The organism is Kitasatospora cineracea, from assembly GCF_003751605.1.
GTDB classification, from domain to species: domain Bacteria; phylum Actinomycetota; class Actinomycetes; order Streptomycetales; family Streptomycetaceae; genus Kitasatospora; species Kitasatospora cineracea.
This window is the reverse complement of sequence record NZ_RJVJ01000001.1, coordinates 3122586-3142999: the sequence shown is the minus strand read 5'-3', so window position 1 is coordinate 3142999 and position 20414 is coordinate 3122586. Positions and strand designations below refer to the sequence as shown.

Below are 20414 nucleotides of genomic sequence, written 5' to 3'. Positions count from 1 at the left end.
GATTGATGACAAGCAGCGCGCGTACGCTCCCCGCCATGACCGAGCCATCGACGCCGGGTGCGGCGCAGAACCAGGCCGAGCTGAGCCGGGAGCGGATCGTCTCGGCGGCGACCGCGCTGTTCGCGGAGCGCGGGTACGACGGGACGACCACCCGGATGATCGCCGGGGCCGCGGGGTTGAACGTGGCCACGGTCGCGTACCACGTGGGCGGGAAGGCCGACCTGTACCGCGAGGTGATGCGGCGGGCGCACGAGGCGGAGCGGGCGGCGGTGGCCGGGGCGCTGCGGGAGTTCGGGGCGCGGGCGGGGGCGGACCCGGCGGGGGCGGCGGTCGGGTTCGCGGACCGGTACCTGGACTTCTGCCTGGAGCGGCCGGACGTCCCCGCGCTGTGGATGCGGCGCTGGCTGGCGGACGCCGCCGAGTTCGCCGGGCTGGAGGAGGAGTACACCCGCCCGCTGCTGGAGTCGGTGCGCGACGCGCTGGCCGCCGCGCTGCCCGGACTGCCGCCGGAGCGCGCCGAGTTGGCCGTGTGGTCGGTGCTGTGGACGGTGCACGGCTTCTGCCGCTCGATGATCCGCGCGCAGGTGCCGCGGTTCCGGGAGCACCTGCACGGCCTGGTGCTGCGCGAGCTGGGGATCGGGGGCGGGCGGTGAGCGGCGGGGCGGTGGGCAGCGGGGCGGTGAGCGGCGGGGCGGTGAGCGGCGGGGCGGTGAGCGGCGGGGCGGTGAGCGGCGGGGCGGTGAGCGGCGGGGCGGTGGGCAGACGGCAGTTGGCCGGGTACGCGATCGGCTCGGTCGGGACGGGCATCCACTCGACCGTCCCCGGCCTGCTGCTGCTGTACTTCATGACCGACGCGCTGGGCGTGCCCGCCGGGGTCGCGGGCCTGGTGGTGGCGCTGCCCAAGGCGTGGGACGCGCTGTTCAACCCGACGGTCGGCGCGGCCAGCGACCGGGAGGCGCTGCGCACCGGCCGCCGCACCCGGATCCTGCTGGCCGGGGCGCTGGCGCTGCCCGTCGCGTTCGCCGCGATGTTCCTCTCGCCGCTGACCGGTTCCGGCGCGGCCGCCTGGGTCGCGGTCACCTTCGTGCTCGCCTCCAGCGCGTTCGCGCTGTTCCAGGTCCCGTACGTGGCGCTGCCCGCCGAGATGTCGGACCGGCCCGAGGTGCGCACCCGGATCATGGTGTGGCGGATCGTCTGCCTGACCGTCGGCATCCTGGTCGCGGGCGGCCTGGCCCCGGCCGTGGTGTCGCTGGCCGGGGACGGGCGGCGCGGGTACGCGGTGATGGGCGCCGTGGTCGCCGTCCTGCTGCTGGCGACGCTGCTGGTGCCGGCGCTGGGCGCCCGCCGGGTGCCCGCCCGGCCCGGGCCGGAGCCGCTGGGGCTGCGGGCCGCGCTGCGCACCGCGCGCGGGAACCGGGCGTTCTTCGCGCTGCTGGGCGCGTTCGTGCTGCAGGCCGCCGCGGTGGCGATCATGCTGGCGGCCGCCCCCTACACCGCCGCGTACTGGCTGGGCGGCTACGGGCTGACCTCGGTGCTGTTCGTCTGCCTGGTCGCGCCGAGCGCGGTCGCCGTCCCGCTGTGGGGCCGGGCCGCCGCCCGGTGGGGGCGGCTGCGCTGCCTGACCGCGGCGACCGCACTGTTCGTGCCGGCCTCGGCCGCGCTGTGGCCGGCCGCCGGGACGGGCGCGGTGCACGTCGGCGCGGTGCTGGCGCTGTGCGCGGTGCTGGGCGTGGCGTACGCGGCGCTGCAGGTGCTGCCGCTGTCGCTGCTGCCGGACACCGTGCACGCGGACGCGGCGCGCACCGGGCGGCTGCAGTCCGGGGCGTTCACCGGGCTGTGGACGGCCGGGGAGACGGCGGGCCTGGCCGCCGGTCCGGGGCTGTTCTCGCTGGCGCTGGCCGCCGCCGGGTTCGCCTCCTCCACCACCGACCACCCGGTCGCGCAGACCCCGGCCGCCCGGGCGGGCGTCCTGCTCGGCTTCAGCCTCGTCCCGGCGCTGCTGATGCTGGCCTCGCTGCCCGCCCTGCGCGCGTACGGGCGTCGCCGCGCGGCCGCCCCCGCCGTTGTCGTCGACTCGCTTGCTGGAGAGGTTTCATGACGGACCGTCAGTTCGGGCTCCCGGATTCCGGGCGCCCCGCCGAGGAGTTGCTCGCCGAGCTGCGCGCGCTCACCGCCGCCGACCTGCCCACCCGGGGCGGGCGCACCACCGCGTACACCTACGACGCCGGGCGGCCCGGGGTGCGGGCCGCCGCCGAGGGCGCGTACCTGGCCATGCTGGAGGTCAACGGGCTGGACCCGACGGCCTTCCCGAGCATCGTCGCGCTGGAGCGGCAGGTGGTCGGCGCGGTCGCCGCCCGGCTCGGCGGGGACGAGCGCACCCCGGGCATCTTCACCAGCGGCGGCACCGAGTCGATCCTGCTCGCGGTCAAGGCCGCCCGGGACGCCCGGCCCGAGGTCGCCGAGCCGGAGATCGTGGTGCCCGCGACGGCGCACGCCGCGTTCTTCAAGGCCGGGGCGTACCTGAAGGTGAAGGTCGTCGCGGTGCCGGTCGACCCGGAGACCTTCCGGGCCGTCCCCGAGGCGATGGCCGCGGCCTGCACCGACCGGACGGTGCTGGTGGTGGCCTCCGCGCCCTCGTACGCGCACGGCGTGGTCGACCCGGTCGCGGCGATCGCCGCGGCGGCGGCCGGGCGCGGGCTGCCCTGCCACGTGGACGCCTGCGTGGGCGGCTGGCTGCTGCCCTGGCTGGCCGAGGCCGGGGCGCAGGTGCCGCCGTTCGACCTGTCGGTGCCCGGCGTCACCTCGCTCTCCTGCGACCTGCACAAGTTCGGGTACGCGCCCAAGGGGGCGTCGGTGCTGCTCTTCCGCGACCAGGCGCTGCGGCTGGCCGCGTACTTCGCCTGCGCGCAGTGGCCCGGCTACCCGGTGGTCAACTCCACCGTGCAGAGCAGCAAGGGCGCCGGCCCGCTGGCCGGCGCCTGGGCCACCCTGCAGGCCCTCGGGGCGGACGGCTACCGGGAGTTGGGGCGCGCGGCGCTGGACGCGACCCGGCGGCTGGTCGCGGGCGTCGGCGCGATCGACGGGCTGCGGGTGCTCGGCACGCCGGACGCCACGCTGGTGGCGATCGGCACCGACGGCGAGGACCCGCCGGACCTCTGGGAGTTGGCGGACGAGTCGCGCGGGCGCGGTTTCTTCCTGCAGCCGCAGCTGAGCGTCGCCGGGCTGCCCGCCAGCCTGCACGTCACGCTCACCGGCGTCAGCGGGGAGGGCGTCGACGGGCTGCTCGCGGTGCTGCGCGACAGCGTCGCCGCGGTCCGCGCCCGCGGTCCGGTCGCCCCGCCCGCCGAGCTCCTCGCCCTGCTCGGGAAGCTCGACTTCACCACCCTGGACGACGCGGCCTTCGCCGCCCTGCTCCCGGCAGCCGGCCTCGACCTCTCCCCCGGCGCCGGCACCCGGATGGCGGGCGTCAACCGCCTGCTCGACGGCCTGCCCCCGCAACTGCGCGACCGGCTCGCCACCCGGTTCCTGTCGGCGCTGTACAGCCCGTACCTGGGCGCGCCGGGCGCCTAGCCGGACGCCTAGTCGTGTTCCCGGCCGGGCGCCGGACAGGGCTCAGCGGGACTCCCGGCCGGACGCCGGACAGGGCTCAGCGGGGCTCCCGGCCGGGCGCCGGACGAGGTGTCGGGAGCAGGGCGGCGAGGCCGTCGGCGAGGCGGTGCAGGCCGAACTCGAAGCGGGCGTCCATGTCCGGGTCGGTGAGGTCGGCGGCGAGGGCGACCAGGTTGGGGTGGGTCTCGGCGGGCAGGGTGCGGAAGACCTCCCCGGCGGCGCGGGCGGCCTCGCCGCGGGTGGCGCCGGCCGCCTCGGCGGCGGAGAGCGGGGACTGCTCCTGCAGGACGAAGCCCTGCACGTAGGCGGAGAGCAGGTAGGAGGCCATCGCGGCGTCGGCGTCGGTGAAGCCGGCGCCGCGCAGCCGGTCGAGCTGGTCCTCCAGCACGGCCAGGATGTGCGGGCCGGTGGCGAGGCGGCCGGCCACGATCCGGGCGGCGTCGCGGGTGGCGAGCAGCAGGGCGCGGTAGCGGCGGCCGTACTCGAGGTACTGGGCGCGCCAGTCGCCGGTGCGGGGCGGGAGTTCGGCGCCCGCGACGAGCGCGTCGTTGAGCAGGTCGAGGAGTTCCTCCTTGTTGCGCACGTGCCAGTAGAGCGAGGCGGCCTTCACCCCGACCTCGGCGGCGACCTTGCGCATGGAGAGGCCGGCCAGGCCGTCGCGGGCGAGGACCCGCAGCGCGGCGGCGGCGATGCACTCGCGGGTGAGGGCGCGGGCCGGGGCGTCCGGCGTGGCGTCCGACGGCGCGGTGGGGGCGTCCGACGGCGCGGTGGGGGCGTCCGGCGGCGCAGCGGTGTCCGGTGCAACGGCGTCCGGTGCAGCGGTGTCCGACGTGGCGGTGTCCGACGTGGCGGGGTTCGGGGCCACGGGTGCTCCTCGGGGTGGCGGCGGGCACGGTTCGCGCTTGCAATCTAACACCGTTAGGGCGATGCTGAGTGCGCAATCGCGCCCCCTAACACCGTTAGGGGGTACTCGGCGTGCCCGGAGGGGATCGATGGAGACAGCGGGAAGCGGCATGACCGCCCGACGCAAGCGGCAGGCGCTCGCCACGCTCTGCGTCACGATGTTCATGGCGATGCTGGACAACGTCATCGTCAACATCGCCCTCCCCCGGATCGGCCGGGACCTGGACGCGGGCATCAGCGGCCTGCAGTGGGTCGCCGAGGGCTACAGCCTGGTGTACGCGGCACTGCTGCTGACCGGCGGCACGCTCGGCGACCGGTACGGCCGCACCCGGGTGTTCCGGCTCGGGCTGGCGCTGTTCACGCTCGGCTCGGCCGCGGCCGCGCTCGCGGGCGGCACCGGGGCACTGGTCGCCGCCCGGATGCTGCAGGGCGTCGGGGCGGCGCTGCTGACGCCGGGCAGCCTGGCGATCCTGCGGGAGGTGTTCACCGACGAGCGGGAACGGGCCCGGGCGATCGGCCTGTGGTCGGGCGTCTCGGCGCTCGGCCTGTCGGTCGGGCCGGTGGTCGGCGGCCCGATGGTGGACGCGTTCGGCTGGGCCAGCGTGTTCTGGATCAACGTCCCGGTCGGGGCGGTCGGCCTGCTGCTGGCCCACCGGGTGCTGCCGGAGATCGCCCCGCGCGAACGGCGGATCGACCTGCCCGGCCTGCTGCTCTCCGCAGGCGGACTGGGCGCGCTGGTGTACGCCCTGGTCGAGGGCCCGGGCCGGGGCTGGACGGACACCCGGGTGCTGGGCTGCGGGGCCGCCGCGGCCGTCCTGCTGGCGCTCTTCGCCGCGGTCGAACTGCGGTCCGCCGAACCGATGGTGGAGCTGCGGCTGTTCCGCGACCGGGTACTGGCGGGGGCGCTGCTGAGCGGACTGATGGTGAGCTTCGGGATGTTCGGCGCGATGTTCTTCCTGCCGCTGATGCTGCAGGGCGTGATGCGCTGGACGCCGACCGCCGCCGGGTACGCGGGGCTGCCGCTGAGCGGCGTGATCATGTTCGCCGCGCCGCTGTCCGGCCGCCTGACCACCCGTCACGGGGTCCGCCCGCCCCTGGTGCTGGGCATCGCCCTGTGCGCGGTCGGCCTCGGCGGACTGTCGCTGTACCCGGCGCAGGCGCACTACTGGTCGTACGCCTGGACGCTGGTGCTGCTCGGCTTCGGCATGGGCCTGACCTTCACCCCGGTGTCGATCGCGGTGCTCGGCCGGGTCGCCCCGGCACAGACCGGGATGGCCTCCGCGACCATCAACACGCTGCGCGAACTCGGCGGCGTGCTCGGCATCGCCGTCCTCGGCGCCGTCCTGACCGCCCGGCTGACCGGCAACCTCACCACCGCCCTGCACCGCCTGGGCCTGCCCGCCGACGGCGCCGCACACGCCGTCGCCGCCCTCACCGGCCGCGCCGGCGCCACCGGAACATCCCCCGCCCCCGCCCCCGTCCGGGCCGCCGTCGACGCCTCGTTCGTCGACGCCCTGCACCTCGCCCTGCGCTGCGGCTCCGCGACCCTCGCCGTCACCGCCGCCCTGGTCGCCGTCCTGCTGCGCCCCGCCACCACCCCGGCCCCGACCCCCGAACGGACCCCGGTTCCGGCCGAGGTAGCCTGAAGCACCTTGCCGACGGCCGAAGTTGACGAGCCGTCAATCCGCACGAGTGCCGGGCGGGCGCCCCGTCCGGTGGCGTTCGGAACGGCGCGCCGGCCAGGGGCGGGGAAACGGGGCGGGGCGGCGCGCCGGAAAAGGGCGGGGGTGCCCGGAATGGCAAATGCCGGGCAAAGGGCCCGCCAAGTGCGGAAATTGCGGGAAGCGCACCAACTGGTGGTGAACGGCTGGGTCTTCGGGCCTTCCGTTCGCTAGCATGGCGCGCTCAAGTGGTCGGACCGACACCGGTGGTGGGGGATGGCGTGTTGAGTGTGGGCCCGGGCGGCAGCGGCGGTAGCGGCGGCGGATTCCAGGTGGAGCCCGGCGAGTTGGACGGGGCGGGGCAGACCGCGGGGAACGTCGCCGAGCAGGTGCCGCCGAGCACTTCGCAGGTGCTCGGGGCCTCGGACGACGCCGAGGCCGGGCTGCGCGGCTGGACCACCGGCAGCGAGCTGGACTCCTGCACGGACGAGTGGAAACGGCTGCTGGACAGCCTCTCCGCCGAGATGGACCGGCAGGGCGGCAACCTGCGGCAGACCGCCGCGAACTACCGGCGCGCCGAGCAGGACGTGGCGACCGGACTGGCGGGGCGGTGACCATGGACATCCCCACGCTCCGCGACGCGGACCCGAACCGGCTGTTCACCGCCGCCGACGCGTACGCCTCGCTGGCCGCCGCGTTCTCCGGCCACGCCGACACCTGGCGGGACGGGGTGGACGGCCGGGTGCGCAACTCCGGCTGGCGCGGCACCGCCGCGGACAGCGCCCACCAGTCGCTGGCCCGGACCACCGGCAAACTGACCGCCGCGCACCTGGAGTTGGCGCGGATCGCGCCCGTCCTGCGGGAGGGCGCGGAGGCGTTCCTGCTGGCCCGCTCCAAGCTCCGGGCCGCGCTCGCCGACGCCGACGCCGGCGGCTTCACCGTCTCGGACGACGGCGGGATCTCCTGGCCGCCGCCGAGCGCCGCCGAACGCCACGACCCCGACGCCCCCGACCGCTCCCGGCAGGGCACCGAGCTGCGCGACCGGATCGCCGACGCGCTCTCCGAGGCCGCGCACGCCGACCAGGTCACCGCGCAGCGCCTGCGCCAGTACACCAACGACGCCCGGACCGGCGCCGGCCTGGACCCGGGCACCGCCGCGATGCGCCTGAACAGCGCCGTGCTGGACGCGCTCAACCCGTTCGGCGGCGACGAGGACCTGGTCCGCGCGGGCATGCCCGGCAAGGACGCCCCGCCGACCGAGGTCAACGCCTGGTGGAAGTCCCTCCCGCCGGACGAGCAGCAGCGCCTGATCCAGCAGTACCCGGCCGAGCTCGGCAACCGCGACGGCATGCCGACCCCGGCCCGGGACCAGGCCAACCGGATCAACCTGGACCGGATGGTCGCCGACCTGTCCTCCCGTCAGGACCTCTCCGACTGGGACAAGAAGAAGCTGGAGGGCTTCAAGGCCATCCAGGGCCGGCTCCGCGACGACCAGGGCAAGCAGCCGCCCGCCTACCTGATGGTGATCGGCGACCAGGGCCAGGGCCGGGCCGCCATCGCGTACGGCAACCCGGACACCGCGGACGACGTGGTGGCGTACGTGCCGGGCCTGAACACCGAGGTCAAGAACATGGCGGGCGGCGACGCCAACCGGGCCCGCGACCTGTGGCAGACCGCGCACGACACCGACCCGAGCCGCTCCACCGCCTCGATCGCCTGGCTCGGCTACGACACCCCGCAGGTCAAGGGCATCAGCCCGGACATGTTCGCGGTGGCCGGCGAGGACCGGGCCAAGCAGGGCGGCGAGGCGTACCAGGGCTTCCTGCAGGGCCTGCGCGCCTCGCACGAGGGCCAGCCCGCGCACCTGACCGCGCTGGGCCACTCGTACGGCTCGTTCACCGTCGGGCAGGCCGCGCAGCGTCCCGGCGGCATCCCCGCGGACGACATCGTGCTGGTCGGCTCGCCCGGCACCGGCGCGCAGCAGGCCTCGCAGCTGGGCGTCGGCGCGGGCCACGTGTGGGTGGGCGCGGCCGAGCACGACCCGGTCTCGCACCTGCCCAGCCACAGCGAGGCGAAGGGCATCGGCATCGGCGCGGGCATCGGCGGGGTGCTGGCCGGCCCGCTGGGCGCGGTGGCCGGCGGGTTCATCGGCGACAAGATCGCCGGGCACGACGACCCGCACGAGCTGTGGTTCGGCCAGGACCCGGCGAGCAGCGAGTTCGGGGCGCACCGCTTCGACGTCGCGGACGGCCCGCTGGGCTTCGAGTCGCACTCGGACTACTGGAACCAGGGCGACGGCCGGGACGGGCACTCGCTGCGCAACATGGGCTTGATCGTCTCCGGCCACGGCGACCGGGTGTCCGGACAGGAGTACCGATGAACGACGACCTGGCGCGCGAGCTGCTCGCCGCGCGGTCCGCGGTGGACGAGCTGCTGGACTCCGCTCCCCCCGCGCTCACCCCGCCGGCGGTCTGGGCGGACGGCCCGTACGTCGCGGTCGCCCACGAGCACGCGTTCACCCGCGAGCCGGACGGCACCGCGCACCTGGAGAAGCGGCGCTACCTGCTGACCCGGGTGGCCGAACACCGCTACCCCGAACTGCTCGCCCAGCTGGGCCGGGCCTGGCGGGAGCGCGGCTGGACGGTCGACGGCGAGGACGACCCGGTGCTGCCGCTGCTGCGGGCGAAGTCCGGGCACGGGACGGCCGAGTTCCGGATCGGCTTCGCGGGCAACGGCACGCTGCTGGCCCGGGTCGACGGGCTGGCCGCGCCGGACACCTCGTACCCGTTCGGCGGCGACAGCACGGTGCCGATCGGGCCGGACGGGGCGATGGACACCATGCCCCGGCGACAGGACCCGTTCTGGTCGGTCTAGGGTCGGGACAGGGCAGGACAGGGCAGGGCAGGCGGGACAGGGCGGGGCAGCGGCCGGAATCGGCGGGGAGCGGGAGGTCGGATGAGGCTGCGGGTGGCGGGTGCCGTCGCGGTGCTGGTGCTGGGCCTGGGCGCGGCGGGCTGCGGGTCGTCCGGCGGCGACGGCGGGGCGGTGGGCGGCTCGGGCCGCACGGTGGTGGCGCTGGACACCGCCAGGTCCCGGCTCCAGGAGCTGGTGGCCGGCACCACCGGGGCGCTCAGCCCCGCGGTGCGGTACGCCGACGACGCGTTCCGGGCGGTGCCGCACGAGAACGCGGCCCGCGGCAACGACGGCACCGCGCAGCTGACGCTCCGCCGGTACGTGCTGACCCGGATCTCGGACGCCAACCGGTCCCGGCTGCTGGACCAGGTCGAGGCGTACTGGAAGGGCCGCGGCTACACCCTGCACGAGGGCGGTTCGGCGGACGAGATCAGCGCCGCCGCCCCCGGCGGCACCGGGGTGACCGTCACCATCGGCGTGCCCGGCAACGTGACGGTGGTGGCGGACGCCTGGGTCCAGGACCCGCGCACCACCGCCCCGTTCGGGCCCGCCCCGAGCCCGCTGCCCACCGCGAAGGACGGCGGCCCCGACACCATGCCGTCCTTCGAGGACCCGGCCTGGTCCTGACCCCGTCGGCCGTGCGCCGGCTCGCCCGGCGGGACGAAACGGGGCCGATGGGTGCTGATCGGGCGTCAAACCGGGGTTGACGGAGAGTAGTTGGCGGGCGGCGTTGGGCTGTCGTGACCATGCTGGCTATAGTCGGAACGATCTAGCCGGAACGGCGGCCGGCCGAGGGGTCTTCCTCGGTATTGCCATGCCGCGTTCCGCGGCCATGCCGCCGTGCCGTCCGTCGTCCCTGGGCTTGTCGTGTTCCGCGTCGACCACGGGGAGAGACGACATGGCTCAGTGGAACCGGCGGGGGCGCGCCGCGCTCGCCGCCATGATGGGCGGGACGCTGCTGTTGAGCGGCTGCGGCATCGCCGGGATCGGCGACGACCCGCACAGACCCGCGGACCTGCGCGCGCTGCTGCCCGAACGGGTGCGCAAGGCCGGGGTGGTGACCGTCGGCGCCTCGTTCACGGCCGCGCCGGTGGTGTACCGCAACGACCGCAACGAACCGGACGGGCTGGACCCGCACCTGGCGCAGAAGCTGGGCGCGCTGCTCGGGGTCCGGATGGAGTTCCAGGACGTCGGGCCGTTCGCCAACGTGCTGCCCGGGCTGCTCGACCGCAAGTACGACATCGCCATGTCCGGGATCACCGACACCCGCGAGCGCGAGCAGGGCGTCGACAAGGACGGCAAGCAGGTCAACCCCGGCGTGGACTTCGTCGACTACTTCATGGCCGGCATCGGCATCGCCGTCGACAAGGGCAACCCGCAGAACATCCACGAGATCGACGACCTGTGCGGGCACACCGTCACGGTCAAGAAGGGCACCACCCACGCCGACCTGCTCAGCCGGCAGAAGACGGTCTGCGACCACAACGGGAAACCGATGACCATCATGGAGACGGACAGCGACGGCGCCGCCGTCGACAACCTGAAGGGCCGCGCGGACGCCTTCGTCACCGACTACCCGAAGGTCACGTACGCCGCGCAGACCGTCGACAACGGCAACGCCCTCCAGGTCGGCGGCCCGCAACTGCAGCCCCGCCCGTTCGGCATCGCGCTGCGCAAGGACGACCAGCAGCTGCGCGACGTCCTGATGCGGGCGATGAACCGGCTGATCACCGACGGCAGTTACGACCAGGTGCTGAACGACCACCAGCTGCAGGTCGGCGCGATCCAGAACGCGGTCACCAACGGGCCGTGAGCCCCCTGGCGGTTCCCGCGGGGTGCGGGTTCAGGCGGTGGTGAAGGCGAGGACCGCCACGTCGTCGGTCAGGGAACCGGCGTGGCGGCGGACGTCCCGGTCGAGGAAGGAGACCACGGCGTCCGGGTCGGTGGCGGGCAGGGTGCCCAGGCGGGCGGCGAGCGGGTAGAACGCGCCGGTGCGGTCGCGGGCCTCGGTGAGGCCGTCGGTGTGCAGCAGCAGGGTGCGGCCGGGCGGCAGCGGGACGGTGACGGGCGGCTCGACGGGGCCGGCCGCCAGGTGGCCCAGGCCCAGCGGGAGGTCCTCGGGGCAGCGGACGGTGCCGACGCTGCCCGGGGCCAGCAGCAGCGGGGCCAGGTGGCCCCGGTTGACCAGGCCGAGCTCGGTCCCGCCGGGGCGGTGTTCGAGCAGCACCGCGGTGACGAACAGCTCGCGGTCGCCGCGCTGTTCGGCGGCCCGGTGCACCTGGCGGTCCAACTTGGCCGCCAGCTCCCCCAGTTCGGCGGTCTCGTAGGCGGCGACCCGGAACGCGCCGATCACGTCGGCGACGGTCCGCACCGCGTCCAGCCCCTTGCCGCGGACGTCCCCGAGCAGGATCCGGGTGCCGTACTCGGTCTCGCACACCTCGTACAGGTCGCCGCCGATGCCGACGTCCGCCTGCGCGGGGTGGTAGAGCCCGGCGGCGCGCAGGCCCCCGGCCCGGGCCGGGACCGGGCGCAGCACGGTGTGCTGGAGGGTGTCGGCGACGGCCCGCACCCGGGCCAGGTCGCGGGCCTGGCGGCGGCGCTGCCGGGCCAGCCCCGCGCCCATCGCGCCGGCCAGCGCGGTGGCCAGGTACGTCCACAGGTGGTGCTGCTCGGTCAGGTGGCCGGCCCGCAGCGCGAGCAGCGCCTGGAGGGCGACGGTGACGGCGGTGGAGCAGACGACCAGCGCGGGGCCGCCGCTGAACGCGACCACCACCGGGATCACGGTGAGCAGGAAGCCGGCCGCGACCGAACTGGGGATGGACCACTCCATCACCAGGTCGGCCACCACCAGCAGCACCGGCAGCAGCCGCACCCAGGCCGGGGCGCGCAGCGCCTGCGCCATCGCGGCCTCCCAGCGCGCCCCGGCCGGGCGGACTGCGGTGGCGGGCCACGCTGCCATGCTGACCTCCTGGACGGCGGGTACGGGTGGGGTCCTCCCCTCCATCGTCGCGTGCGGCGGCTCCCGGCCACCGCACGCCAAAGTCCCGACGGTTCGGGACCTTCGGCCCGTTCCGGCCGGACGGGGCGACGTGCTGTGAGCCGGGTCACCGCCGGGGGTGCGCGGACGGGCACGGGTGCGCGGACGGGCACGGGTGCGCGGACGGGCGGGCACGGACGCACGGATGGCCGAATACGGACGGATGTTCACAAACGGGAGGGTTCACCGATCGACACTGCCCGTTTTTACACGGACACATCGGTTTGCACGCGATCGGCTTAGGTGGGACTTCCCGTTCCGGGACCGGAAGCTCCGAGGCGCCCGTCCCGCCGAACCACTCCGGCAGGAAACCGGCATCCGCTTCCCGGCGTCCCCACTATTGCTAGTTTTCGGGCGGGGGCTGCAGTTGGCGTGCGATCGGCCGGAACGGGAGTTCCCGTTCCGGAACCGGAAGCTCCGAGGCGCCCGCTCCACCGACCCGTCCCAGCGAGAAACCGGCATCCATGTTTCGACGTCTCCGCCTGTCGCCCGACGTTCCCACTGCGGCCGGCGCACCGTCCCTCCCCCGCGTCCGGCCGGCCGCACTGCTCTGGGCCCCGCCCGGACTCTGGTTCTGGCCGGCGCTGCTCGCGTGCGTCCTCGGCGGGTACCACGCCGGCCGGCCGGAACTCTGGCGGGACGAGATCGCCACCTGGAGCGCGGCCACCCGGAGCCCCGGCGAACTGCTGGACATGCTGCACAACGTCGACGCGGTCTCCGGCGCCTACTACTTCACCATGCACTACTGGATCGCCCTGTTCGGCGACTCCCCGGTCAGCCTCCGGGCCCCGAGCGTGCTGGCGGTGACCGGCGCGGCCGCCCTGGTGGCGCTGAGTACGAAGAAGCTCTTCGGCGGCCCGGCCGGGCTCTCGGCCGGCCTGCTGTTCGCCATGGTCCCCGCGGTCTCGCGGTACGCCCAGGAGGCCCGCTCCTACGCCCTCGTGGTGCTCGCGGTGACCGCGGCGACCTGGTTCCTGCTCCGAGCGCTGGAGGAGTCCGGGCGGGTCTGGCCGTGGTGGTGCGGGTACGCGGTCTGCGTCCTGCTGGCGGGGGCGTTCCACCTGGTGGCCGTCGCCATCCTGGCCGGGCACGCGGGCACGGTCGCGGTCCGCCTCCGGCGCCGGACGTGGAAGCGCGCACTGCCCGGCTACTGCCTGGCGGCCACGGCGGCGGCCGCGGGCCTGCTGCCGATCGTGCTGGCCGGGCAGCGGCAGGCGTCCCGGCAGATCTCCTGGATCCCGACCCCGAAGCCGATCGACCTGCTGCACTCCCTCCCGAGCGTCTTCGGGACCGAGGACATCGAGCGGGTCCTCCTGGCGGCGGCCGTGGTCGCCTGCCTCCACCGCGCGACCCGGGCGGCCTCCCTCCAGGTCGTGCTGCTGGCGGTGCTGCCCCTGCTGGCCGTGTGGTTCCTCTCCCAGGGCTCCTCCTCGTACTGGACCGAGCGCTACCTGCTGTTCACCGTCCCGGCCTGGACGATGCTGGCCGGGGCCGGAATCGCGGCCCTGGCCGGGAGCGCCGTCCGGATGCGGGCCGGGAAGCGGGTCCCGGACGGGAAGGGGGAACCGGACGGGAGCGGGGTCCGGGCGTCCGGCGGGGTCCGGCTGGCGGGGACGCTGCTGCGGCGCGCGCTGTGCCCGGCGCTGCTGATCGCGGTCGGCGTCATCGTCCTGCCGTCCCAGTCGAGCCTGCGCGCCGTCACCGCGCACGACCCCCGCGACCTGAAGGGCACCGCCGAGCTGCTGGCCGCCGACTACCGCCCCGGTGACGCGATCGTCCCGTCCCGCGGGGGCGCGTCGTACCTGATGCTCGACCTGGGGATGCGCTACTACCTGCCGCACTCCGACCGGCTGCGGGACGTGTTCGTCCAAACCGACGCCGTCCGGCTGAACGACTTCTTCGCGCTGGAGTGCCCCGTCCCCGTGGACTGCCTCGGGTCGGACCCGCGGGTGTGGGTGGTCGCCGTCGGCGAGTCGCCCGATCCCTACGCGGACCTCTCCCCCGCCCAGGCCGAGGCGCTCAAGTCCCGCTACACGCCGGTCCGGACCTCGCACGCGGGCGGCCTGACGCTCACCCTGCTCGCGCGCGGGCAGTGAGCGCCGCGCGCAGGCAGCGACCGCTGCGGGTGGGCAGCGACCGCCGCAGGGAGGCCGGGGTCGGTAGGCCCGGGTCGGTAGGCCGGGGTCGGTAGGCCGGGGTCGGTAGGCTGGACGGCCATGGAGATCTGGATCAACCCGCAGTGCAGCAAGTGCCGCACCGCCCAGGGCGAACTCGACGCGGCCGGCGTGGAGTACACCGTGCGCCGCTACCTGGAGGAGCCGCCGACGGCCGCCGAACTCACCGAGGTGCTGGGCCGGTTGGGCCTGGAGCCGTGGGACGTGGCCCGGCTGGACGAGGCCGTGGCCAAGGAGCTGGGCCTGCGCTCCTGGGGCCGCGAGGACGCCGACCGGGCCCGCTGGGTGGCCGCGATGGCCGCCAACCCGGTCCTCATCCAGCGTCCGATCATCACCGCGGACGACGGCTACACCGTGATCGGGCGGACCCCGGACGCGGTGCAGGACGTGCTCTCGCACTGAGCACCCCGGGCCCCTCGAACCCTCGGGCGGGTGACAGCGGGATGACAGCGGCCTGTGAGCGGGGCCCGGCAGGCTGGGGCGGTCCATCCCCCGAGCCTGCCGGGAGCGCGCCGTGTCCGACCTGCCGATCCGCCGCCTGACCGTCACCGCGGTGCACCGGCCCACGCCGCGGACCGCCCGGGTCACCTTCGCGCTGCCGCCCGGCGGGTTCGCCCTGGCCGGGCCCGACCAGCAGGTCGAACTGCACTTCCCGCGCCCCGGCCGGGACCGCCCCGAACTCCCCGCCCCGGCCCCCGGCCAGGACCTGGTGGGCCGGTACCACGCCGGCCCCGCGGCCCGCCGCCCCTGGACGCGGCCCTTCACCCTGCGCGCCCACGACGCCGAACTCCACACCGTGGACGTCGACTTCGTCCTGCACGGAGCCGACGAGGCCGGTGGCGGTGAGGGCGGTGGCGGGGAGGGCGGTGCGGGCGGCCCGGCCGCCGCGTGGGCCGCGCGGGCCCGGCCCGGGCAGGTGCTGGCGATGTCCGGGCCCTCCCCCGAGTCCGCCCGCCCGTTCCCGCTGGACGGCGGCCGGCCGCTGCTGCTCGCCTGCGACGAGTCCGCGCTGCCCGCCCTCGGCACCCTGGTCGAGGCCCTGCCGGCCGACGCCCGGGCCCACGCCTGGATCGAGGTCGCCGGCCCCGAGGAGCACCAACCCCTGCTCGGCTTCGGCGACTTGACCGCCCACTGGGTGCACCGCGGGGACGCCCCGCACGGCGCCCGCCTGCTCGCCGCCCTCCGCTCCGCCGCGCTCCCGCCCGACCCCGGCCCCGCCTGGCTGGCCGGCGAGGCCGCCACCGTCCGCGCCCTCCGCCGCCACCTGGTCGAGGACCGCGGCCTCCCCCGCTCCGCCGTCCACTCCACCGGCTACTGGCGCACCCGCCTCACCCAGGACGACGCCCCCACCCCCGAGGACCTCGCCGACGCCCGCGAACTCCTCCGCCAGTCCCAGCCCGGCTGACCGAACCCCCGGAGGCCCGGCTGCGGAAAGGGCCCCGGGCCGGATCCGACGGCTGCTACCTTCCCGCGGGTGACGAGTCTCCTGCAACCGCCGCTGCTCACCCGCCTGCTGGGCGCCGAACGGATCCTGATCGCCGGGGCGGGCGGCGGCTTCGACGTGTACGCGGGACTGCCGCTCGCCCTCGCGCTGCGGGCCGCCGGGCGCGAAGTGCACCTGGCGAACTTCTCGTTCAGCAGCCTGCACGGGCTGGACCCGGACGTCTGGGCGGCCCCCGAACTGGCCCGGATCACGCCGGACGTCCGCTCGGCCGACCGGTACTTCCCCGAACGCTCGCTGGCCCGCTGGCTGCGCGACCACCAACTGCCGGACACCGTCTGGGCGTTCCCGCCCACCGGGGTGCAACCGCTGCGGGCGGCGTACCGGGCGCTGGTCGACCTGCTCGGCATCGACGCGATCCTGCTGGTGGACGGCGGCACCGACATCCTGCTGCGCGGCGACGAGGTCGGACTCGGCACCCCGGAGGAGGACATGACCTCGCTCGCCGCCGTCGCCGGACTCGACGAGGTCCCGCAACGCCTGGTCGCCTGCCTGGGGTTCGGCATCGACGCGTACCACGGCGTCAGCCACAGCCTGGTGCTGGAGAACCTCGCCGCCCTGCACCGCGACGGCGGCTACCTCGGCGCGTTCTCCATCCCCGCCGACTCCCCCGAGGCCGCCCACTACCTGGACGCCGTCGCCCACGCCCGCGACGAGTGCCCCGAGCACCCCAGCATCGTGCACGGCTCGGTCGCGGCCGCGCTGCGCGGCGAGTTCGGCGACGTCCGCTTCACCGAACGCACCGGCAGCAGCGCCCTGTTCATCAACCCGCTGATGACGCTGTACTTCGGCGCCACCGTCGAAGCCCTCGCCGCCCGGCACCTCTACCTGGACCGCCTGGAATACACCGTCCTGCTCGGCCAGGTCGCCGCCGCCATCGGCCGCTTCCAGGACTCTCTCCCCCGACAGCGCCCGCCCCGGGCCTTCCCGCACTGAGACCCGCCCGGCCCGGGGCGGATGGCCCGGGGCGGATGGCCCGGGCGGATGCCCGCAGGAAAACCGCTCCCCTCCGGTGCCGGGCGGCTGCTAGCGTCCGCCCCCGATGACCACCACCGATGCGTTCCTCCAACCACCGCTGCTCACCCGCCTGTTGAGCGCCGAACGGATCATGATCGCCGGCGCGGGCGGCGGCCACGACGTGTACGCGGGGCTGCCGCTCGCCCTCGCGCTGCGGGCCGCCGGGCGCGAAGTCCACCTGGCGAACCTGTCCTTCACCCACCACTACGGCCTGGACGGCGGGGCCTGGGCCGGACCGCACCTGGCCCGGATCACGCCCGACACCCCGTCCGCCGAACCCAAGTTCCCCGAACGCTCGCTGGCCCGCTGGCTGCGCGACCACCAACTGCCGGATACCGTCTGGGCGTTCGCCTCGACCGGGGTCAAACCGCTGCGGGCCGCCTACCGGACGCTGGTGCGGCGGCTCGGCATCGACGCGATCCTGCTGGTGGACGGCGGCACCGACATCCTGCTGCGCGGCGACGAAGCGGGCCTGGGCACCCCGGAGGAGGACATGGCCTCGCTGGCGGCCGTCGCCGGGCTCCGGAACGTGCCGCAGCGCCTGGTCGCCTGCCTCGGCTTCGGCGTCGACGCCCACCACGGCGTCAGCCACGCCCTGGTGCTGGAGAACCTGGCAGCGCTGCACCGCGACGGCGGCTACCTCGGCGCCTTCTCGATCCCCGCCGACTCCCCCGAGGCCGCGCTCCACCTGGACGCCGTGGCCCGCGCCCGCGAGGAGTGCCCCGAGCGGGCCAGCATCGTGCAGGGCTCGGTCGCGGCCGCGCTGCGCGGCGAGTTCGGCGACGTCCGCTTCACCGAGCACACCGGCGACAGCACGCTGTTCGTCAACCCGCTGATGACGCTCTACTTCGGCGTCACGGTCGAAGCCCTCGCCGCCCGCAACCTCTACCTGGACCGACTGGAGGGCACCGCCACGACCCGGGAGATCGCCTCCGTGATCGCCGACTTCCGCGAGGACCTGCCCCGGCAGCGCCCGGCCCGCCCCTTCCCGCACTGAGGGCCGCCCGGCCCCGGGCGACTGGCCCCGGCACCGGACCTGCCGGACCTGCCGGACCGGCTAGACCTCGATGCTGTCGCCGGGCGGCACGATCTCCAGCGGGACGTCGGTGAGCATGCCCGGGCTGAGGATGCGGGCCATCGACTGCTGTCCGATCTCGCTGAGCATCGCCTCGTGGATCTGCACCAACCGCCCGGGGGCGACCGCCCGGACGTAGTCGGCGGCCTCGCCGGTCCTGGTCCACGGGCCGGCGGCGGGCAGCAGCAGCGTGCCGACCGGGGCCTCGGGCACGTGGTAGGCGTCGCCCGGGTGGTAGACCCGCCCGTCGACCAGGTAGCCGAGGTTGGCGACGCGCGGGATGTCGCGGTGGATGGCGGCGTGCAGGTCGCCGTGGACGGTGACGTCGAAGCCGGCCGCGGTGAACGCGTCCCCGGCGGCGACGGCCGTCACCTGGCCGCGCCGGGCCGCCGTCCACCGCGCCACGACCGCGGCGGGGCCGTAGACCCGCAGCTCGGGGCGAGCCTCCAGGGCCGCGCCGATCACCTCCTCGTCGAAGTGGTCGAAGTGCTCGTGGGTGATCAGCACCGCCGCCGCGCCGGCCACCGCCTGCGCGGCGTCGGGCGTGAAGGCGCCGGGGTCGACGACCATCCGGGCGTCGTCCTTGGTGAGCGTCACGCAGGCGTGGGCGTGCTTGGTCAGCCGCATCGGGAGTCCTCTCACGGAACCGCAGAGATGTACAGGTGAGACTGTGCAGTCTGGACTGTACAGCCCGTACTGTGCAACTGGTAGCGTGACCGCATGGCACACCCCTCCCCCTCCCCCGAGCCCCGGACCGGACGGCCCGCCGCCGAGCGGCTCGCGGCCGAACTGCGGACGGCGATCAGCGGCCTGGTCCGGGCCGGCCGGCCGCACGACCAGCTCGCCCCCATCCCGGCGACGGTGCTGGACCTGCTCGACCGGCAGGGCCCGATGACCACCGCAGAACTCGCGGCGAGCCGCGGCGTGCGGCACCAGACCATGGCCGCCACGGTCAAGGAGCTCACCGAGGCCGGCCACCTGACCGCCGGGCCGCACCCGGACGACGCCCGCAAGAAGGTGCTCACCCTGACCGCGCGGGGCCGGAACGCGATCGAGGCCGACCGGCGGCAGCGGGTGGGCCTGCTCGCCCGGGCGCTCACCGCGAGCCTGGACGAGTCCGAGCAGCTGCTGCTGGCCCGGGCCCTCCCCCTACTGGACCGGATCGCGGCCGAACTGGGCGCCACGGACGAGGCGGACGAGGCGGACGGCGCGGGCGGAGCGAGCACGGCGGGCAGCGCGGGACGGGCGGGCGACCGGGGGCCGATCAGCGGAGCCTGGTGAGCCGTGGGGGCAGCCGGCGAGTTCGGCGGCCAACCCTCCCATTTCGGTGACAACAGAATCTCCGTATCAACGATCCATGACTCTGTTATCGTTGACAACAGCACAACGAGATCATCGAAATGACGGAGGGCCGTGCCATGTCCAACACCGAAGCAGCACCCCGGGTCGCCCTGGTCACCGGAGGTTCCGGCGGCATCGGCCGGGCCGTGGTCCGACAGCTCGCCGCCGCCGGGTACCCCGTCGCCGTCCACTACTCCGGCAACCGGGCCAAGGCCGAAGCGCTGGTCGCCGAGGTCGTCGGGGCCGGGGGGCGGGCGGTGGCCGTCGGCGGGGACGTCGCGGACGAGCACGCCATGGCCGCCGCGTTCGACCTGGTGGAGGCCGAGTTCGGCGGGCTGGACGTGGTCGTGCACACCGCGGGGGTGATGCGGCTGGCGCCGGTCGCCGAACTGGACCTGGCCGACTTCGACGAGGTCCAGCGGGTCAACGTCCGCGGCACCTTCGTGGTCGCCCAGCAGGCCGCCCGCCGGCTGCGCCGGGGCGGAGCGCTGATCAACTTCTCCACCTCGGTGGTCGGGTTGCAGTTCCCCGCCTACGGGGCGTACGCAGCCAGCAAGGGCGCGGTCGAGGCACTGACCCTGGTGCTCGCCCGCGAGCTGCGCGGCCGGGACGTCACCGTGAACACCGTCGCCCCCGGCCCCACCGCCACCGCGATGTTCCTGGACGGCAAGGACGCCGCCACCATCGACCGGCTGGCCGCGCAGCCCCCGCTCGAACGGCTCGGCACCCCCGAGGACATCGCCGAACTGGCCGTCTTCCTGGCCGGCCCGGCCGGCCGCTGGATCAACGGCCAGAACATCCGCAGCAACGGCGGGATCGTCTGACCCGCCACCGGCCCCTCCCGCACCACCACCGTCACCGTCAACGTCACCAGTACCGCCCCTCACGAGGAGAGCACCGTGCCTTTCGCCAACTTCAAGGTCCCCGCCGGCACCCTGGCCGCGGAGCAGAAGCAGCTGATCGTCGACCGCGTCACCGACCTGTACGCCGAGATCTACGGTGAGCGAGCCCGCCAGAACACCATGGTGCTGGTCGAGGAGGTCACCGACGGCGGCTGGGGCATCGGCGGCCACGTCCTGACCGCCGCCATGCTCAACGGCGCCGCGTAGCACCGAGCAGCGGCACCACCACCGCGGCACCACCGCAGCACCACCCCCTCCCGGCCCGGCCCGCCCGCGCGCCC

Annotated in this window: 20 protein-coding genes; 17 read left to right on the top strand and 3 right to left on the bottom strand. The window is 75.3% G+C overall.

The features are described from left to right. Positions 1 to 35: 35 nt before the first annotated feature. The 3 genes from EDD39_RS14345 to EDD39_RS14335 are packed head-to-tail and all read left to right on the top strand — an operon-like array spanning position 36 to position 3570. Positions 36 to 653, top strand: coding sequence for a TetR/AcrR family transcriptional regulator (locus EDD39_RS14345; protein WP_123556122.1), 618 nt, complete (start codon positions 36 to 38; stop codon positions 651 to 653). Further along, positions 650 to 2098 (top strand): MFS transporter, encoded by a 1449-nt coding sequence (locus tag EDD39_RS14340; protein ID WP_244256721.1) that lies wholly within the window; start codon positions 650 to 652, stop codon positions 2096 to 2098. The genes EDD39_RS14345 and EDD39_RS14340 overlap by 4 nt, the downstream gene beginning before the upstream one ends. Further along, positions 2095 to 3570, top strand: a complete 1476-nt coding sequence (locus EDD39_RS14335) for a pyridoxal phosphate-dependent decarboxylase family protein (protein WP_123556120.1) — start codon at positions 2095 to 2097, stop codon at positions 3568 to 3570. The genes EDD39_RS14340 and EDD39_RS14335 overlap by 4 nt, the downstream gene beginning before the upstream one ends. A gap of 76 nt (positions 3571 to 3646) precedes the next feature. Here the strand turns inward: EDD39_RS14335 and EDD39_RS38965 are convergent, their stop codons facing one another. Next, positions 3647 to 4474, bottom strand: coding sequence for a TetR/AcrR family transcriptional regulator (locus EDD39_RS38965; protein ID WP_162870017.1), 828 nt, complete (start codon positions 4472 to 4474; stop codon positions 3647 to 3649). 148 nt (positions 4475 to 4622) lie between these two features. On the opposite strand from EDD39_RS38965, the gene EDD39_RS14325 reads away from it, so the two are divergent. The 6 genes from EDD39_RS14325 (at position 4623) to EDD39_RS14300 (ending at position 10899) form a co-directional block, all read left to right on the top strand. Continuing rightward, the gene (locus EDD39_RS14325) at positions 4623 to 6158 is read left to right on the top strand and encodes an MFS transporter (RefSeq protein WP_244256719.1); all 1536 of its coding nucleotides are present in this window, start codon (positions 4623 to 4625) and stop codon (positions 6156 to 6158) included. 299 nt (positions 6159 to 6457) lie between these two features. Next, on the top strand, positions 6458 to 6787 hold the full coding sequence (locus tag EDD39_RS14320) for a type VII secretion target (protein WP_148089439.1): 330 nt from the start codon (positions 6458 to 6460) through the stop codon (positions 6785 to 6787). 2 nt (positions 6788 to 6789) lie between these two features. Then, positions 6790 to 8553, top strand: coding sequence for an alpha/beta hydrolase (locus EDD39_RS14315; protein ID WP_123556114.1), 1764 nt, complete (start codon positions 6790 to 6792; stop codon positions 8551 to 8553). Next, positions 8550 to 9047, top strand: a complete 498-nt coding sequence (locus EDD39_RS14310) for a hypothetical protein (protein ID WP_123556112.1) — start codon at positions 8550 to 8552, stop codon at positions 9045 to 9047. The genes EDD39_RS14315 and EDD39_RS14310 overlap by 4 nt, the downstream gene beginning before the upstream one ends. Before the next feature lie 81 nt (positions 9048 to 9128). Further along, complete coding sequence (locus tag EDD39_RS14305) at positions 9129 to 9713, top strand: hypothetical protein (protein ID WP_123556110.1); 585 nt, start codon at positions 9129 to 9131, stop codon at positions 9711 to 9713. 271 nt (positions 9714 to 9984) lie between these two features. Next, the gene (locus EDD39_RS14300; RefSeq protein ID WP_162870016.1) at positions 9985 to 10899 is read left to right on the top strand and encodes an ABC transporter substrate-binding protein; all 915 of its coding nucleotides are present in this window, start codon (positions 9985 to 9987) and stop codon (positions 10897 to 10899) included. 30 nt (positions 10900 to 10929) lie between these two features. Here the strand turns inward: EDD39_RS14300 and EDD39_RS14295 are convergent, their stop codons facing one another. After that, on the bottom strand, positions 10930 to 12045 hold the full coding sequence (locus tag EDD39_RS14295) for a PP2C family protein-serine/threonine phosphatase (RefSeq protein WP_162870015.1): 1116 nt from the start codon (positions 12043 to 12045) through the stop codon (positions 10930 to 10932). A gap of 542 nt (positions 12046 to 12587) precedes the next feature. Between EDD39_RS14295 and EDD39_RS14290 the strand changes: the two genes are divergently transcribed. The 5 genes from EDD39_RS14290 to EDD39_RS14270 all read left to right on the top strand — a co-directional run bounded on the left by EDD39_RS14290 (position 12588) and on the right by EDD39_RS14270 (position 17812). Next, entirely contained in the window at positions 12588 to 14219 is a 1632-nt protein-coding gene (locus EDD39_RS14290) for a glycosyltransferase family 39 protein (protein WP_123556104.1), read from the top strand. A 120-nt stretch (positions 14220 to 14339) separates the two neighbouring features. After that, the gene (locus EDD39_RS14285; protein WP_123556102.1) at positions 14340 to 14699 is read left to right on the top strand and encodes an arsenate reductase family protein; all 360 of its coding nucleotides are present in this window, start codon (positions 14340 to 14342) and stop codon (positions 14697 to 14699) included. A gap of 112 nt (positions 14700 to 14811) precedes the next feature. Beyond that, positions 14812 to 15702, top strand: a complete 891-nt coding sequence (locus EDD39_RS14280) for a siderophore-interacting protein (protein ID WP_123556101.1) — start codon at positions 14812 to 14814, stop codon at positions 15700 to 15702. A gap of 69 nt (positions 15703 to 15771) precedes the next feature. Beyond that, a complete protein-coding gene (locus EDD39_RS14275) occupies positions 15772 to 16734 on the top strand; it encodes a DUF1152 domain-containing protein (RefSeq protein WP_123556099.1) in 963 nt (320 codons plus the stop codon). A 106-nt stretch (positions 16735 to 16840) separates the two neighbouring features. Further along, the gene (locus EDD39_RS14270) at positions 16841 to 17812 is read left to right on the top strand and encodes a DUF1152 domain-containing protein (RefSeq protein WP_123556097.1); all 972 of its coding nucleotides are present in this window, start codon (positions 16841 to 16843) and stop codon (positions 17810 to 17812) included. Positions 17813 to 17872: 60 nt separating this feature from the next. Here EDD39_RS14270 and EDD39_RS14265 read toward each other — a convergent pair whose 3' ends face one another. After that, positions 17873 to 18517, bottom strand: a complete 645-nt coding sequence (locus tag EDD39_RS14265) for an MBL fold metallo-hydrolase (protein ID WP_123556094.1) — start codon at positions 18515 to 18517, stop codon at positions 17873 to 17875. A 93-nt stretch (positions 18518 to 18610) separates the two neighbouring features. Here EDD39_RS14265 and EDD39_RS14260 point away from each other — a divergent pair, with 93 nt between their 5' ends. From EDD39_RS14260 to EDD39_RS14250, 3 genes are all read left to right on the top strand, one after another. Further along, positions 18611 to 19171 carry a MarR family winged helix-turn-helix transcriptional regulator gene (locus tag EDD39_RS14260; RefSeq protein ID WP_123556092.1) on the top strand — a complete coding sequence of 187 codons (561 nt, stop codon included), beginning with the start codon at positions 18611 to 18613 and terminating at the stop codon, positions 19169 to 19171. A 137-nt stretch (positions 19172 to 19308) separates the two neighbouring features. Continuing rightward, a complete protein-coding gene (locus tag EDD39_RS14255; protein WP_123556090.1) occupies positions 19309 to 20055 on the top strand; it encodes an SDR family oxidoreductase in 747 nt (248 codons plus the stop codon). A 75-nt stretch (positions 20056 to 20130) separates the two neighbouring features. Beyond that, positions 20131 to 20340: a 4-oxalocrotonate tautomerase family protein gene (locus EDD39_RS14250; RefSeq protein ID WP_123556088.1), complete on the top strand. Its 210-nt coding sequence runs from the start codon at positions 20131 to 20133 to the stop codon at positions 20338 to 20340. Positions 20341 to 20414 lie beyond the last annotated feature (74 nt).

Excerpts from the sequence above, each read along its gene's own strand:
- EDD39_RS14345 (WP_123556122.1), top strand. The coding sequence starts at position 36 with ATGACCGAGCCATCGACGCCGGGTGCGGCGCAGAACCAGGCCGAGCTG.
- EDD39_RS14335 (WP_123556120.1), top strand. The coding sequence starts at position 2,095 with ATGACGGACCGTCAGTTCGGGCTCCCGGATTCCGGGCGCCCCGCCGAG.
- EDD39_RS14325 (WP_244256719.1), top strand. The coding sequence starts at position 4,623 with ATGACCGCCCGACGCAAGCGGCAGGCGCTCGCCACGCTCTGCGTCACG.
- EDD39_RS14315 (WP_123556114.1), top strand. The coding sequence starts at position 6,790 with ATGGACATCCCCACGCTCCGCGACGCGGACCCGAACCGGCTGTTCACC.
- EDD39_RS14310 (WP_123556112.1), top strand. The coding sequence starts at position 8,550 with ATGAACGACGACCTGGCGCGCGAGCTGCTCGCCGCGCGGTCCGCGGTG.
- EDD39_RS14305 (WP_123556110.1), top strand. The coding sequence starts at position 9,129 with ATGAGGCTGCGGGTGGCGGGTGCCGTCGCGGTGCTGGTGCTGGGCCTG.
- EDD39_RS14300 (WP_162870016.1), top strand. The coding sequence starts at position 9,985 with ATGGCTCAGTGGAACCGGCGGGGGCGCGCCGCGCTCGCCGCCATGATG.
- EDD39_RS14295 (WP_162870015.1), bottom strand. The coding sequence starts at position 12,045 with ATGGCAGCGTGGCCCGCCACCGCAGTCCGCCCGGCCGGGGCGCGCTGG.
- EDD39_RS14290 (WP_123556104.1), top strand. The coding sequence starts at position 12,588 with ATGTTTCGACGTCTCCGCCTGTCGCCCGACGTTCCCACTGCGGCCGGC.
- EDD39_RS14285 (WP_123556102.1), top strand. The coding sequence starts at position 14,340 with ATGGAGATCTGGATCAACCCGCAGTGCAGCAAGTGCCGCACCGCCCAG.
- EDD39_RS14270 (WP_123556097.1), top strand. The coding sequence starts at position 16,841 with ATGACCACCACCGATGCGTTCCTCCAACCACCGCTGCTCACCCGCCTG.
- EDD39_RS14265 (WP_123556094.1), bottom strand. The coding sequence starts at position 18,517 with ATGCGGCTGACCAAGCACGCCCACGCCTGCGTGACGCTCACCAAGGAC.
- EDD39_RS14260 (WP_123556092.1), top strand. The coding sequence starts at position 18,611 with ATGGCACACCCCTCCCCCTCCCCCGAGCCCCGGACCGGACGGCCCGCC.
- EDD39_RS14255 (WP_123556090.1), top strand. The coding sequence starts at position 19,309 with ATGTCCAACACCGAAGCAGCACCCCGGGTCGCCCTGGTCACCGGAGGT.